Origin of the sequence: Cryptosporangium sp. NPDC048952, assembly GCF_043197895.1 — a bacterium.
GTDB lineage: Bacteria > Actinomycetota > Actinomycetes > Mycobacteriales > Cryptosporangiaceae > Cryptosporangium.
On record NZ_JBICTY010000012.1, the window covers coordinates 57,337 to 72,139 of the forward strand.

General features: G+C 67.3%; 6 protein-coding genes. 1 reads left to right on the forward strand and 5 read right to left on the reverse strand.

The features are described 5' to 3' along the window. Window positions 1-112: 112 nt before the first annotated feature. The 5 genes from drmC to drmD are packed head-to-tail and all read right to left on the reverse strand — an operon-like array spanning window position 113 to window position 13,769. Window positions 113-835, reverse strand: a complete 723-nt coding sequence (gene drmC / locus ACGFY5_RS43555) for a DISARM system phospholipase D-like protein DrmC (RefSeq protein ID WP_392730790.1) — start codon at window positions 833-835, stop codon at window positions 113-115. Further along, window positions 825-2,864, reverse strand: coding sequence for a DrmB family protein (gene drmB / locus ACGFY5_RS43560; RefSeq protein WP_392730792.1), 2,040 nt, complete (start codon window positions 2,862-2,864; stop codon window positions 825-827). Before drmB ends, drmC begins: the two co-directional genes overlap by 11 nt. Then, the gene (gene drmA, locus ACGFY5_RS43565; RefSeq protein WP_392730793.1) at window positions 2,864-6,547 is read right to left on the reverse strand and encodes a DISARM system helicase DrmA; all 3,684 of its coding nucleotides are present in this window, start codon (window positions 6,545-6,547) and stop codon (window positions 2,864-2,866) included. Before drmA ends, drmB begins: the two co-directional genes overlap by 1 nt. After that, the gene (locus tag ACGFY5_RS43570; RefSeq protein ID WP_392730795.1) at window positions 6,544-10,608 is read right to left on the reverse strand and encodes an Eco57I restriction-modification methylase domain-containing protein; all 4,065 of its coding nucleotides are present in this window, start codon (window positions 10,606-10,608) and stop codon (window positions 6,544-6,546) included. Before ACGFY5_RS43570 ends, drmA begins: the two co-directional genes overlap by 4 nt. Next, a complete protein-coding gene (drmD, locus tag ACGFY5_RS43575; protein WP_392730796.1) occupies window positions 10,608-13,769 on the reverse strand; it encodes a DISARM system SNF2-like helicase DrmD in 3,162 nt (1,053 codons plus the stop codon). The genes ACGFY5_RS43570 and drmD overlap by 1 nt, the downstream gene beginning before the upstream one ends. Window positions 13,770-14,141: 372 nt before the next feature. Between drmD and ACGFY5_RS43580 the strand changes: the two genes are divergently transcribed. Next, window positions 14,142-14,750, forward strand: a complete 609-nt coding sequence (locus tag ACGFY5_RS43580; RefSeq protein ID WP_392730798.1) for a DNA-binding response regulator — start codon at window positions 14,142-14,144, stop codon at window positions 14,748-14,750. The last annotated feature ends 53 nt before the right edge of the window (window positions 14,751-14,803 follow it).

Here is a 14,803-nt window from a genome sequence, read left to right on the forward strand (position 1 = left end):
CGAGGTCTGGAAGCGTGATCTCTTGGTGGCCAAGACATTGGCGCTGAGACTTCCTGGCCTTGGTCCAGCCCTGATCCAGCGATCGCAGGCAGGCTCGCGCCTCCTCGTGCCGCTATTCAGGGAGCGGGACGCGCTCGTACAGGACGCCGTGCTTTTCTCGCATGAGCGACTCGATGGAGCCGGCGAGTGCGGTGTCGTGGATCAGCAGGCCCAACTCGACGTTGCTGTTCTCAGCCTCGTAGGAGAAGTTGGCGCTGGTCACCAGGACGAGCACTCGATCAACGATGAGGAACTTCGCGTGGCTGACGAAGGTTGCCTTCCGGCCTGCCGCTCTGCGCCTGGTCCGGTAGACCGTCGCCCGAGGGACGTCGGCCGCCAGCGTCGCGGCCCGACCCGTGCGGGCGTTCAGGTACACCGTGACGCTCACGCCCGGCCGCTCCGACGCTTTCCGTATCGCGGGCCACATCTGCGAGCGTTGGCTGAAGTTGAAGCTGGAGCAGACCACCGACAATCGGGCCTCATCGATGATCCGCTGGGCTTCTCTGGTCAGGCGCCCGTCCGTCGCCTCCGATCCGGGCATCGTCCAGACTGGCGACACCCCGGTCCGGACCGACCGGGCGCCGGCAATGGCCCGCAGAACCGCGACGGACACCTCCTGGTGGCGGTGACCGACCTCGGCCGCAGCAAGCAGCTGTCGGGCTTCGGTCCGTCGTCCCGCGTGGACCTCTGAGAGCGCTCGCATCGTGGTCACGCCGGATTGAAAGCAAGTCGCGAGACGGTCGGCCTCGTAGGCGGTGAGGAACGCGCCGAGCGCCTTGTATGGGTCAGAGGTCATGGGTCGGCCTGAAGAAGCCGGGTGCCCGCTGGTCGTCGATTGCGGGGAGGTCTAGGAGGAATCGGCGGTCGAGGAAGCGGTTGGCTCGTTCGCATGAGGTCTCCGAGGCGAAACAGCAGCAGTGGCAGGCCGCCCCGTGGAGGAAGTCCTCGCCGTGCCTCGGTGTGCGTTGCCCGCAAACGGGGTCCGACGAGCAGCGCGCCGCGCGCCGCAGTGCGTCCAGAACCAGCGATTGCAACTGTTCCGGCTCGCTGAGCGCCACCAGGCCACCGAGCGTGCCCTCGCTGTCGGACGCGGTGGTGCAGATCAGCAGCCCGGCAGCGGCCGCCCTTCCGGCCTCGCCGGGCCAGGCGTAGAGCCGCTCGCTGAGACTGGCCGCGCCGTATCCGCACGTCATCGCCATCTCGCGGATGAGGATGTGCGCGAACGTGTGGACCAGCCAGTAGCGCGGTTCAGGGAACCGGGTGTCCGGGTGCACTTGGCCCGCGGTTTCGGAGAACCGGCGCCGGAAGTTCTGCTCGTGCGCGGAGCGATGTGCCTCCCAGAGTGCGGTGGGTCGGATCTGCTCCTCCCACGCGACGACCGCGTCCTCGTCGAGCTGGAGGAAGATGCCCTCGCCGCGATCCTCGGTCGCCGGCACCCAGGTCGGTCGACCAGTCCTCGTCAGCTTGACCAGCCGGGCCGGCAGATCGGCGACGCGGTCCATCTCATCGATCCTGGTGAAGCCCAGTACTGCGTTGACCTTCTTCATCCGGTTGACGGCGATCACCCGGCTGACCTCCTCGGGCAGTCGCTCGCCGGTCGGCATCGCGGTCACCATCAACCCGCTGATGTTGTCCTGTTGCGGGAAAAGGACTGGCTGTTGCAGGTAGTCCCACTCCGGCACCCGGAGGCTGACCGGATCCCAGTCGAGCAACTCGGCCTTGCGTTCGTCTTCCGACTGACCCGGCTGCTGCGCTTCCTTGGTCGCGATAAGCAACTGTTCGTCGCTGACTGCGGCGATGTCGTGCTTTCCGGCTAGCCGGTCGCGGACGTACTCCGCATCGTCGCCGTATTTGGCGATCTTCTCCGGTGCTATGTGCGCGCGGATCGCCAGGACAAGCGACGATCGGCTTTCCTGCTCCGAACGGGGCATCACGATCACCGACTGGGTGGCGGCGAACCACAGATTCGAGGCACCCATCATGATGAGGACAGTCGGCTGTCCGCACTGCCGATCGAACGCGTTGAGGTGCGGGTGACGCCCCCGGCAGGGCGGCAGCTTGCGCTTCCCGCTCTCTCCCTGCGCCTCGCTCATCCGCCTGGTCGCCTGGCAGGATTCGCAGCCGATGACCGCGCCAGCGCCCTGCCCGAGGTTACTGTCACGCAGCTTCAGGTGCGGGCACGGTGCCTCGGGGCACGGATTTCCCCGGTGGACCCAGAGGGCGTAGGGGAACTCTTCGACGTGCCCGTTGGCGCAGGCCAACAGGTACCGGGCCGGCACGGCCGGTCTGGACTGACGTTTGCCCTTCCGTCCCGGGGCGGCCCTCCGTCCTGGGCAGCTGACGTGCTGGAAAGTCGCGAGGTCAGGTCGGAACGGGTGGATGTTGGTGTACTGGAACCGGGAGAGCGGCCCCAGGTAGTCACAGCCGGTGCAGCGTAACCACTGCGGGAATACCCGGGCGGGGATTCCGAGGTCGGAGCCCTCCTGCGACTGTGCTCGGGCCTTCGGCTGCCACGGAAACGGCCGTAGCTCGCGCACTGACGAATGTAGATGCAGCTGGACGACTTTGAGTAGGCGTGGCTCGTCGATGGTGGGGGTCGTGGGGCGGCGGTTCCAGATCGGTGCCCAATCGTCCAGACCCGCCGGCATGATCGAGAACTGCGGCAGATCCATGATGGAGCCGACGCCGTAGGTGTACAACAGCGACGCTGGGCGCGCGGAGCCGACTTTGGCTCTGTTCTTGACCTGGGTTTGCTCGCTGTCTGTCAGCGGGTCCAAGGGCTCGACGGACTCGAAGATCATCGACTCCGGTTCCACAGGCGTCATCAATCGTCCTCTCCGGCGGGGAACTCCCAGCCGCGCACGTCTGGAGGCTCCTCTACGAACAGGCGATCCTCGATGGGACTGACCAGGAGGTTGATGTCCGGCTGCACTTCTCTCATCGAGTGCGAGACGACGAACGGCGCCCGGTCCGGCTGATCGTGGTAGGCCCGTGCGTTCTCCGGGCTAGTCAGCAGCGGAAGGAGATCGTCCTTGTCTCCTGTGCGTTCATAGACCAGGGTCTTGTGCCGGGAAATGGCCAGCCCGGCACGTCTTTTCCACTGGTCCAGCCGGTTCTCTAGGCGCTGCCGTGCCTGGAGGGTCGGGCCGTCGCGCTGCGCGGCACTTTGAATGCGGGCCATCAGCCGATCGATGAGCCGCTGAAGCGCCTCCTCCTCGTCTCGCACCCGGAACGCCCCGCGCTCAGGAGACAAACCGTCAGGGAGGTGCGCCTGGCTCACCCGGGCCGCGCTGACCAATACGCCGTCGATACCTCGCTCCAGCGAGGTCGGCGAGCAGGGCGTGACCGACAGCGCTTCTACTTGCGCGTAAAACGTCTCGTGATAGTGCCGGAACTGTTCGAAGTGAGCCAGATCGCGAGGGCGTGCCCAGTTGCCCAGTGCCACCACCACTCCGGGGCGCCTGCCGTCGCGCCCAACTCGGGAGGAGGCCTGGATGTACTCGGCAGTGTTCTTGGGTTGCCCGACGACCAGCATCAGGCCCAGCCTCTGGACGTCAACGCCGACCTGGAGCATCGACGTGGCCAGCACAACGTCGTACGGATCGGTCTTCGGTCGGGGGACACGCGCGTCCGAGGCCTGCGCCTCCAGCCGGCGACGCAGCGCCGCGGTCGTGCCGTACGAGGGGTCAAACTCCAGCGCGAGGTTGTCCAGGGTTCGGCCGATCTCTGCCGAGGCGATCCGCGAGGTCAGCTCGCCGGTGACCAGGTTGCCGTAGGAGCCCATGCGCTGCGGGAACCCCGCGCCCTGACGCGGTCTGCGGACCTTGGTCTGGACGTCGTCAGCCAGGTAGCGGGCCATGCCGGCCAGCTCGCGGGTGGCGTTGAAGTACCCGACGAGCGTCAAGTACGGGTCAGCGGCGAGCCCGGCGCGGTCAAAAAGCAGCTGTCCGGCAAGGAGTAGGACTTCAGCGACCCGGATCTCGGCACTGGACAGACGAACGCCCTGCGCGCTGACTCCGACGTACCGCCGACCCGGATACTTCGGCGAAAGATCCAGCTCCTGGGAGAAGTAGGTGTCCCCGGCGTCGAGCACCTGCGGCGGGAAAACGTCCACGCCCCGCCCGTAAAGGCCGCGCACCTGGTCCTCGGCCTTACGCACGGTCGCTGTCGACGCGACGATCATCGGCCGGACCGGCTCGCCCTCCGGCGTTTCCCAGCACATGAGCGTCTCGATCGCGGCCTCGAACAGTCCCACTGACGTGCCCAACGCGCCGGTGATCAGGTGCAGCTCGTCCTGAACGATCAGGTCAGGCGGACGCAGTCGCCCGGCTGGCCGGACGGCCGCGGCCGGCAGGTCCTTGCCCTCGGCCCGGTGTTCGGTGGTGATCCCGCAGCCCGCGTAGTCGGGGTGGACATAACCGTGCCGGCCGCAACGACGGCTGACGTACCCGAAGAGCGAGGCCGCCTCACCCTCCCGAGCCAACCGGGCGAACTTGTCGACGGTGGCGATGACCAACACGGGCGGCATCCGGTAGATCTCTTCGTCCACCGTCAGCACCGGAAGGCCCTCACTGACCTGCCCGCCGCGGGCGAACGGACACTCGGCCAGTTCGTCGCCGCAGTAGACGAAGACGCGGCGAGTGGCCTTCTCCGCCCGGACGTTCCGCTCCTCGATCGGCGTGCCGCACCACGGGCAACGCTGGACCTGGAGCACGGTCAGCCGGTACCGGCCACCGGGCATGGCCCGGGTCAGCTGCTCGTTGGCCTCGTCCCATCGTTTGGGGCTGACGTCGGTCCCGACCCACAAGCCGATCCGGAACGGTTCGTTGCCCCAGACCTCCTCGTCCCGCCGTCGGACCAGCTCGGCAGCGCACACCAAGGTGGTCGCCCGCTGGAACTGCTGGGCGGTCAGCAGCCGCAGGGTGTAGCGCATCAGCACTGCGACGCCCGGCTCGCCGTCCAGCGGACCGTCGGCACACTGGACCAGGCCCTGCCGGCGTCGGATCGCGAAGGTGTAGGCGGCCAACCCCAGGTATGCCTCGGTTTTGCCGCCGCCGGTCGGGAAGAACAGGAGCTCTACCTTGGCCATCTGGCCGCTACGAGTCGGGGCGGTCGGATCGGTGAGCGCGGGAAGCTGCATGAGGATGAACGCGAGCTGGAATGGGCGCCACGTCGAGGGATGGTTCTGTTCGTCGTCGTCGACCTGCTGTCGTGCCTCGTCCCGAGTCAGGTCGGGGTCGGAGCTTCGCAGCGCGGAGATCTGCGAGTGGATGCGCTGGTCCCGCATGACCTCGTTCATGAATTGGAAGCACCGGAACGCCTCCCGATCGGTGATGGTGTGATCGAGGCCGGCGACCAGCCGGGCACAGGTCTGTCGCGCGGCGTTGATGGCGTCCTCGGCTACCTCGGTGAGGTGCGGGGGGAGCGTGGCTGCCTTTGCTTCCTGCTCGTCCAGCCAGGCCCCGTAGCCCTCGACCAGAGGCGCCAACCCTGCGCGCACTTCCTCCGGAGTGGCGGTGGCCAGGTGGGCCATGCCCAGCTGGGCGTCGGAGACCGCGCGGGCTTGCGTCTGCGAGGTCTCGGCGATCGGCAACCAAGTCGTCCAGACCGCTGTGGCGCGCCGGGCACCGACCGACGCCGCCCAGTCCACTGAACAGGTTCGGCCGACGGCGAACTCGAGCCGGTTGCGGTACTGCAGGTCCAGTCGGCGTCGTTCGACGTCATGCTCCGGCCAGTCGTGGTCCACGACATCCCGGACGGGGAAGAACACCTCATCACCGCCGGCCTCGACCTGCAGTTTGCTCTGGAACAGCCACTCGCTGATCGGGATCATCGATGGCGTCTCGCGGTCGTTGCACAGCGCGATCTCGATCAGCCGGCGTCGGTAGCGAGCATCGTCGTAGGCGTCGATCTGGAGTTTGATCTGGCCGGTGAGGGGCCGAGTGTAGGTCCGGCCCGGCACCAGCTCAGCGGCAGTGATGGTCTCGGTGATCACCACAGGGATCCGCCGGTAGCCGCGGATCGAGCGTCCTTTCTTGTCTGTGTGCTCGGTTTTGACGCTCTTGTAGGTGCCCCAGGACGCCGTGACGGTGAATTCGGCTAAGTCATCGGGGATCTGGAACCGCAGCCCCATGGAGGCCGGGATCATCAGTCCCTGCCGGGGTCCGCGGTCCTCGCTGTCGTCGTCTTGGTCTTCGGCGGTGGTGTCCTCGGCTGCCTCGGCCGGGATCCCTGATTGCTCGCGCTGCCCCTCCTGATCGGTGCGGATGCCAACCAGGCCGTAGCCGTCCTCGGAGCTTTCGGGGTCAGTCTGCCCTTCGGCCAGGCGGGAAGGCGCGATGTGCCCGACCAGGTAGACCTGGCGCGGGCTGACCGGGAGGAACTCCTCGGGGCCGCCAGCCGGCCCGAGCAGCTCCCGTTCGAGGATGTCCACCAGGTTCTCGCGTACGGCGTACGAGGTGCCGTCCAAGTCGTGGTTGAGTTGGTAATCGGGTGAGTAGGTCGTCACAGCAGCGTCCCTTGTGTCTCGTTGACGAGCCCTTTACGGGCGTTCGCCACGCGCTTGCCCTGCTTCGGCTGGGCGGCGGCCCGACGCAGGCTCTCAGCCAGGAGCCGATCGAGGATCTCCACCCGGGCGGCCGGACTGAACGTCCAGCGGATCATCTGCCGGTAGGTGTGGAAGCCGTGGTCAAGGACGACGTCCGACCAGCCGTAGGCGGCGAGGACTGTCTGGTCGAGCTCGATGTGGAGCCGGCGCATCCGGGCGACGTCGGGGTCGTCGCCGTCGGGTAGGCCGGGGTCATTGACCAGGTTGTAGAGCTTGGTGACGCCGAGCTGGCGACGGAGCATGATCTCCCGCCGTTCGATGTCGAGCTTCTTGCCGGCTTCGATCAGGCGCGGAGTAGCGGTTGGCCGGGGAAAGGTCTCGAACACGTCTGAGGGGGTGTAGCGCACCCGCGTCTCCAGTGTCGAGCCGTACGTGATGGCCCAGAGCTGGTGGAGGCTGGAGGACAGCACGGCCTGGTCGGCGTAGGAGTCGGTCGCGAAAACCCCCAGCATGTGGCTGAAGACTTGACCGGTCGGAACCCGCATCGGCATCACGGACTTGCTGACCAGCGCAATTACCAACACCTCGTGCATTGGCGTGATGGCTCGTCGAAGGGCGGGCCGCCGTTCGGCGAAGAGCCACCAGTTGTCCCGGTAGATCTTCCGGTTGTTGTTCCGTCGTTCCGGAAGGACAGCGCTGCGCACGCGGTCGAACGGCACCGGGTGCCGGCGGGCGCAGATCTCGCAGCGGTCGTTGAAATCGATCACCCATCGCGACGGCGAACAGTCGGGCCGAGAATTGAGGTCTTCACCGTTGAGGTAGGGAAAGAGGACCTCACAATCGCGTGCGTCCTCAGTGATCCACTCCTGGGCTTCCTCGGGCTCCAGCACGAAGCCCATGCCCAACACATAGCAGCCGATGAACGCGATATTTGCGTTCTCTACCAGGCGTGCGGGCGCACCCTCGACCTGTCCAGCCGGCTCCAGCAACGTCGAGATTCGCGGCACCACGATCCCGTCGGCAGTTCGATGGGCCGCTTCCGCGACCGGCCCTTGGACCCCCCAGACCGCTGCGTACTCCAGGTTGGCGCTGGCCGAGGGCCACGGCGAGCTCTGGACCGCGCGAGTGAGCGTCATGCCCTGCGCGACAAGCTGATCCAGCCCAACTGCCCGACTGTCGCCCTGCGCCAGGGTGTTGGTGGCCAGCAACCCGAGGGTTCCCGCTGGCCGAAGTAGCCGAGCAGCCCGGAGCAGGAAGTAGGCCGCGAGGTCGGCGCTGCCCCGCGCCCCGCCCGCCACCTGGTTGACGAACCAGTCCCGCACATCCATCCCCATCGCCCCGGTGAGCTTCTGCCCACCGAGGAAGGGCGGGTTACCGATTACTGCGTCGAAGCCGCCGTGGCCGATCATGACGTCCGGCACCTCCAGCACCCAGTGCAGCGGCTTCCAGCGGCGGTAGTCGGTCTGCACGATCGGCGTCAGGCCCTCGTCGATGATCTGCCGGAGGGCTTCTGAGTCCTGGTCGTCACCGTCCGGTGGCAGAGCCTTGCCCACGGCGTCGGCAAGGTCGGCGTAGGCGTCGTCCAGTGCTCGACCGGGCTTGCCGCCCAGCTTCAGCCCGGCTGCGACCACACCATCGGCGATCTCGGTTAGCTGGGCGGTCAGGGCGCGCTGGAGGGCGAGCTGGCGCCGCTTGGCGTTGGTGCTGCGCTGCGGGTCATGCTCCTTGACCTCACCGGCCAGCTCGGTTCGGAGAGCTATGACGCGACGCAACTCGCGGTCCATGTCCAGGGTGGCCAGCCTGGGCTGGACGTGTTCGGGCGGGTCGATGTGCAGCGACCGTAGCTGCCGGAGGCTGACCAGGCCGAGTAAGGAGTTACCGTGCAGAATCTTGTCGTCGACGAACGAGAACGGCAGGTGGGGGTCGAGGGAAACCAGCCAGAGCGAGAGTTTGCACATCTCGACGGCCATGGCGTTGATGTCCGCCCCGTAGATGCAGCGGGCCACCACCTCGCGGATCGCGTGCTGACGCAGGTCGCGCTGGTGGGCGTTGGCTGGATCCTCCTCAATCCATGCCTCGACCAGCCGGTCGCCAAGATAACGGGCGGCGGCAACGAGGAACGCCCCGGAGCCAGCGGCGATGTCGACTACTTTGAGCCTGAGAAGTTCGCCGGGGCCGAGCGGCTTCCAGGCGTTCTCGTCGGGAGTCTGATAAGGGCCTGGGGAATAACACAGCGGCTTGAGCGCGTGAGCGACTACCTCCATCGCCAGGTCGCTGGGCGTGTAGTGGGCGCCGGCGTTCCGGCGCGAGGGAGTCTCGGTGACCAGGAGGCCGCCATCGAGGACGATGGTGGGACGGCCCCGCAGGTCGCGGCGGGTTATTGCGGCCCAGCGGCGTAACCGGCTCCGCAATTTCTCGTCGTCGGCCGAGATCGCCCGCAGCTCGCGCTCAGCGTCCTCGGTCGGATTGCTCGCCAGTAGCTTCGCGAGGGCGTGGACACGCAGCGGTCGAGCCCCAGGTCGGTTCTCTTTGAGCCAGCCGACAATCGCGGCGGCCAACGCGGCTGGGCCCGGATACGCTGCCGCGAGCGCCTCCAGCACGCTCAGCGGGACTTCCGGCGCGGCCCTGGACGCGCCGACCAGGCCGACCAGGCCGACCAGGACGTCCCGACAGACGGTCACGCAGGTGTAGCCGAGTAGGTTCTCGTAGATGTAGCCGATCTGCTCGACGTCGATCTCGCGGAAGGAGATTCGGCGGGCGCCGGCCGCTCCGAGCTGGGCGATCTGGACCGCGCGTAGGAGGTGCAGCAGCACGCGGTCGGAGACCGGCAGAGCCAACGTTCCGTTGTCGTTGGTGGCGGTCAGGAAGCCGAACCGGTCGGGGTCGAACAGCGAGCCGCCGTAGGCCGGCATCCGCATGTCTTCAAAGGAGGCTCCCTGGTAGAGCGCCTGACTGGTGGCGAGGAGCCGGTGCCAAGTCAGGAACGTGCTGTCCAGCGACTCCTCTCCCTCATCGAGCACCCGGCGCTCCAGGGCGTCCAGTTCGTCGCTGACGCCGTACCCGGCGCGGAAGAGCAGGCTCTGCGGCAATAGGCCGCGTTCCTCGGCGAAAAGTAGGAACACCACGCGCATCATGACGGTGACCGCCGCGGCGTAGGTCTCGTCGGGATCGGCGGGCAACGGGTCGGCCAGGCCACGTCGCCGGGACTCGGCCGCCGTCTCGGCGAAGGCCTGGATCAGCCATTGAACGGCTCGCCGGACCTGTGCGCCGAGAGCCTCGGTGACCTCTTCGGCGGCGGCGACCGATTCATTGAACAGCCAGGGCAGGCGCTCGTCGGTAGCGCCACCGATCAGATACTGCCGGCCGAGCAGTGTCAGAAAGGCATCGCGAGCTAGCGGCTCCTCGACCCAGGTCAGCGCGTCAACGATGCCGGAGGTGACCGTCGCCTTGGGTCGCGCGCAGACCAGGGCCCACCAGCGTCCGTCGGTGACGACGCCAATCTCAACGCCCGCACGACGGAGCATCTCTGCCATCCGGTCGATCGCGTTGGCGGCCCAGCCGTCGGTCCCGGCCGCACGCAGGTCCTCACTGCGCTCCACGACGCTGACCAGTGCGGCGAGCCCGTCAGGGCCGCTCAGCGCCGCGGTCGGTGCGACGGTCACCTGGCGATTGGGTGAGCGGATGGAGACACCTCGGATGTTCTCCGGTCCCCACACCAACAATTCGCGCCAGCCCACGACGTCCCCTAACACGGCCTGGACCCACTCGTCCCGCGCGTTCGTGTACTTCGCCCGGACGGCTTCGTTGTCCGGGTCGAGGTCGACGTCCTCCCAGGCGTGGTCGAATGCCTGTTTGGCCGCCCGCAGCGCGTCGAGTCGGTCGGCGCCGAGGGCTGGCATGCCGTGGGGCCAGACACGTTTGAGCGGCGGGACGGCTAGGAAGGGTCCGTCGGCGTCGACCAGCGTCAGCCAGCCCCGGTGCAGCTCACTGGCGGTCGGCCGGCGGGTATGGACGGGCGCCATCAGTGGTCTCCGCCGGGCAGGGCGTCCTGGGGGGTGAGCGCGAAGACCACAGCGGCGGCGATCTTGTGCTGCTTGACGTCGCGGTACCGCTCGGCGATCGCGGCGACCTCGCGGCGCTCCTCGTCGCCCAGTTCGTCGCGGCGGCGGCGCATCGCCTCGATGTCGTGACGGCGCTGACGCTGTTGCTCATCAGGCCAGAGCCGGAGCTCGTCCTCCAACTCAGCGGCGGCGAGTTGGTTGAGTGACTCGTCGAGGTTGCGGCGGAACGCGGCGAAGATCTCCCGAGCCCGCACCGTGTCAGTTTGGCGTCGCCCGACCAGTTGGGCGTTGACGCGTTGGTGGCGGGCTTCCGCGCGACGGGTCATCGACTCCTGCAGGCGGGCGCGCAGCGGAGAACTCGGCTGGTTCCACTCGGCGGCCAGATCGGCCCGGATCTCCGGCTCGGCCAGGCTCAGGTTCGGAGCGTCGAGCGTCTGGTCGAGCAAGTGTTCGGCGCGTTCCTCGGCCAGCGCTCGCCGGCCACGCAGCCGAACCCCGACGAGGAAGACCTCCTCGTGCAGCCGGAGCCCGCCCCTGCCGATGAGCACCATCCGCGTGACGGCGGCGGCGAAGGACTCCGCCAAGCCGTCGACCACGACTGCGGTCACCCGCTCCAGCGGGGCCTCCGCGCTCCACAGGGAGCGGCGTAGCAACCGTTGCGCCTTCCGAACCAGCGGGTGCCCGAGGTGGACATAGACGAGGTCGTCTCGGCTCTCGGCGAGCCGATCGTCGAACGTGATCGATCGCCATACCCCGGGGCTGAGTCGGGTATCCAGGCCGCGAAGCGTGCCCTGCCACGCCGGTCCGAGCACCGGGACGGCGAAGACCTCCGCCGTGCTGTCTTCCTCGGGGATCGGCCGCAGCAGCGGCTGGCGGCTGATCCGCAACGCGGCATCCACGACCCGGCGCAGGTTCGCCGGCTCCAGGTGCAGGGCGGCCTTCCTGTCGGAGTAGCCCCGTTCGAGCTGAGTGAGTCGGGCGTTGAGGTCCAGCCCGCCGGCCAGGGCCCGGGTGATGACCGTGTTGCCGTCGATGGCCGTCTTCTTGCGCCGGCTGGTGCTCGACCGGGTGAAGTGAGCCTGAATCTCCTCGCTGATGACCTGGTTGGCCGAGCCGAGGTCGCGAGCGACCTGGACGATCTTCTTCGCGATCCGTGCCATGAACTCCATGTCGGCGACGTACATCGTGGCCGTGCGGTCCGGGAGGAAGTGGTAGATCAGCGGGGCCTCCGGCTGGCCGTACCGGTCGATCCGCCCGATCCGTTGCTCCAGCCGGGAGGGGTTGAAGGGGATGTCGAGGTTGACCAACCGGTGGCAGTGGTGCTGGAGGTCGATGCCTTCGCCGGCCGCGTCCGTGGCGAGCAGGACCCGGACGTCGGACTTGGCGGGGGAGGCGGTGAACGCCTCCCGGATCAGCTCCCGCTCCGCCGTCGACGTCGAGCCCCGGATGACTTCCAGCACGTCGCCATAGCCCTGCTGGACCAGGACCCGGCGGACCCACTCCAGCGTGTCGACGTACTCGGTGAAGACGACCACCCGCTCGTTTGACCACCTGCCGTCCGGTCGGCAGACCACGTCGAGGAATGTCAGCAGGGCGTCCAGGCGCGAATCCGGCCGGCTCTCGAAACCCAGCCCCCACTCGGCCAGCCGCTCCAGCTCGCCGGGATCAGCGCCGACGAGCGGATCGGTGACCTTGGTCTGCCGGAGGACTATGGCCTCGTCCTGCTTCCAGAGCCCTTCTTCCTCGTCGGACTGTCCGTCGCCGAGGATGTCGTCGTACTCCAGGTCAGCCGAGAGCCGACCGGGCAGTCGCGCGTCAAGATAGCCGCGCAGGGTTGTGCCGAACGCCCACGGGCTGGACAGGAAGCGCTTCTTGAAGAGCATCGCGGTGATGTCCCCGGAAGCGCCGGTGCGGTTGGCCTTCGCGCTTTGGGTCAGGATGCGGTCCAGCACACCGAACATCTCCTGCTCGTCGTCGTGCGGAACGAACGACAGGACGCGCAGCTCGCGCGGGCGGAAGCCCAGATCGGGCAGGTCGGACTTGAGCCGCCGGACGGTCACCTCGCGTAGCGCACGCTCGTCGAGCAGCGCGCCGCGGGTGAACCGCCGGGAGTCGATCATCTCCATCAGCGCGGTGAACGATTCCGGATGACCGTTGTGCGGGGTGGCGCTGAGGAACAGGCGATGCTCGCACCGCTCGGCCAGCTCGCGGACCGCGATCGTACGTTGGGTGTCGACGGCATAGCCGCGCCCTCCGCCGACCGTCGACGGGCCCGACGGAGCGACATGGTGTGCCTCGTCCACCACGAGAATGTCAAAGGTGTAGTGACGTCCCGCGTTGAGCCGCTCGGCTTGCCCGTAGAGGTCGCGCAGCATCCGTTGAGCCCTGACCTGCGGCAGCCAGACCATGCTGACGATAATCCGAGGAAAGAGCTGGAACGGGTTGGCATGCAGACCGTAGCGGTGCCGCACGGTCCGCAGCATCTCGCTGTCGACAATCGTGAACTCCAGGCCGAACTTGTCGCGCATCTCGTCCTGCCACTTCAGCGCGAGGCTCGGCGGGCAGACCACGACGACGGTTCGGGCGCGGTGCCGTAGCAGCAACTCCTGGATCACCAGGCCGGCTTCGATCGTCTTTCCGAGCCCGACGTCATCGCCCAGCAGTAGGTTGGTCCGCGGCGAGGACAGGGCCCGACGCAGTGGCTCCAGCTGATAGGCCTGCACCGCAACACCACTGTGGAACGGAGCCTGAAGACTGCGGTCATCAGCGGAGGTCACAGCACCCCAGCGCATCGCATCGACGAATGCGGCGAAGATATTCGGGTCGTCGAAAGCTTCCGGGTTGAGGCTAGTAGGCAGGCCTTGGGCTGGCGTGACGGTGTGGCCGACCTCCAGCTCCCAGACGACCGTCAGCTCTTCCCCGAGCCGATCCTCATCGAGGGCCTGGAGAGTGACGGTGTGGTTGAGGGCCGCGATCGTCTCGTCGGCGGGACTGCGGGGCAGGCCCTGTTCGTCTACCCGAGAGACCGCCCAAGTAGAGCCTCTCACCTCGACGACCTGGCCTGGGCCGGGGACTTGGGAAGGAAAGGCAGGGCTGATCGGCGAGCACTCTACTTGCGACACAGCGGGCACCTTCCATACAGGCTCGTACGAAAGGGTCCGTCACTACGGTCACGCCGGTCTATGACGCATAGTAGTCATAGTGATTCATAGAGTTATTGCAGTCCTACACCACGAGAGCCAGAGCGCTGGAACCGCTTGCCAGACCGAAGCCCCACCAAGCGCCCCACTATGCTCTGCCTATCACTGTGGTAAGGGATGTCTGCGCAGGTTAAGGGGTCGGAAGCGGAACCATGACGCAACGACGACGCCAGGATCGCGTCCGATCGCGTCAGACCGCGACGCGTTGGGGATAGCGCCCCCACGATCGTCGTCGCGCTCCGCGAAGATCGCGCCACTGATCTCTCAGAGAAGAAGGAAGCGCCCGCACTGACGATGCTCCGTGTCGCCGTCGCCGATCCGCTACCCATCTTCCGTCATGGCGTACAGGCAGCATTAGCGGAGGCCGGATTCCCTACCGAGTCACCCGAGAATCTCTTGGCATGGGTCGGCGTTGATGAGCCCCGTCTGGCCCTGTTCACGGTCCAGACGGCCGAGGACTGGGCCCTGCTGCCGGAACTATGCCGCGTTCGCGCCGAGACCAAAATCCTCGCTGTGCTCGACGAAGCCAGCGTGCACACGTACGTGCGGGCGCTATCTGCGGGCGCCGCTGGCGTCCTACCGCGCACCGCGACGCCCCCGGTTCTGCGGGAAGTATTCAACGCGGCTGTACGCGGCAGCAGCCTCGTGCCGACAGCGGTCCTCCGAGCGCTGGCCGAGAACGCCTCATACAACGACGGGACGACGGAATCCGGTCGACCATCGAGCACCGAGCGGGACTGGCTTCGGCAACTCGCGCACGGTGATAGCGTCGCGCAGATTGCCACCAGGGCCGGCTACTCAGAGCGGATGATGTTTCGCCTTCTACGCGCCCTGTATACGAAACTCGAAGTCGATAACCGAACCGAAGCCCTGATCAAGGGCCGCGATGAGGGCTGGCTGTAGTCGCGCGTCGCCGAGCAGAAGGGCGCCGGTTCGTAGGAGTTCTCGTGGGGCGA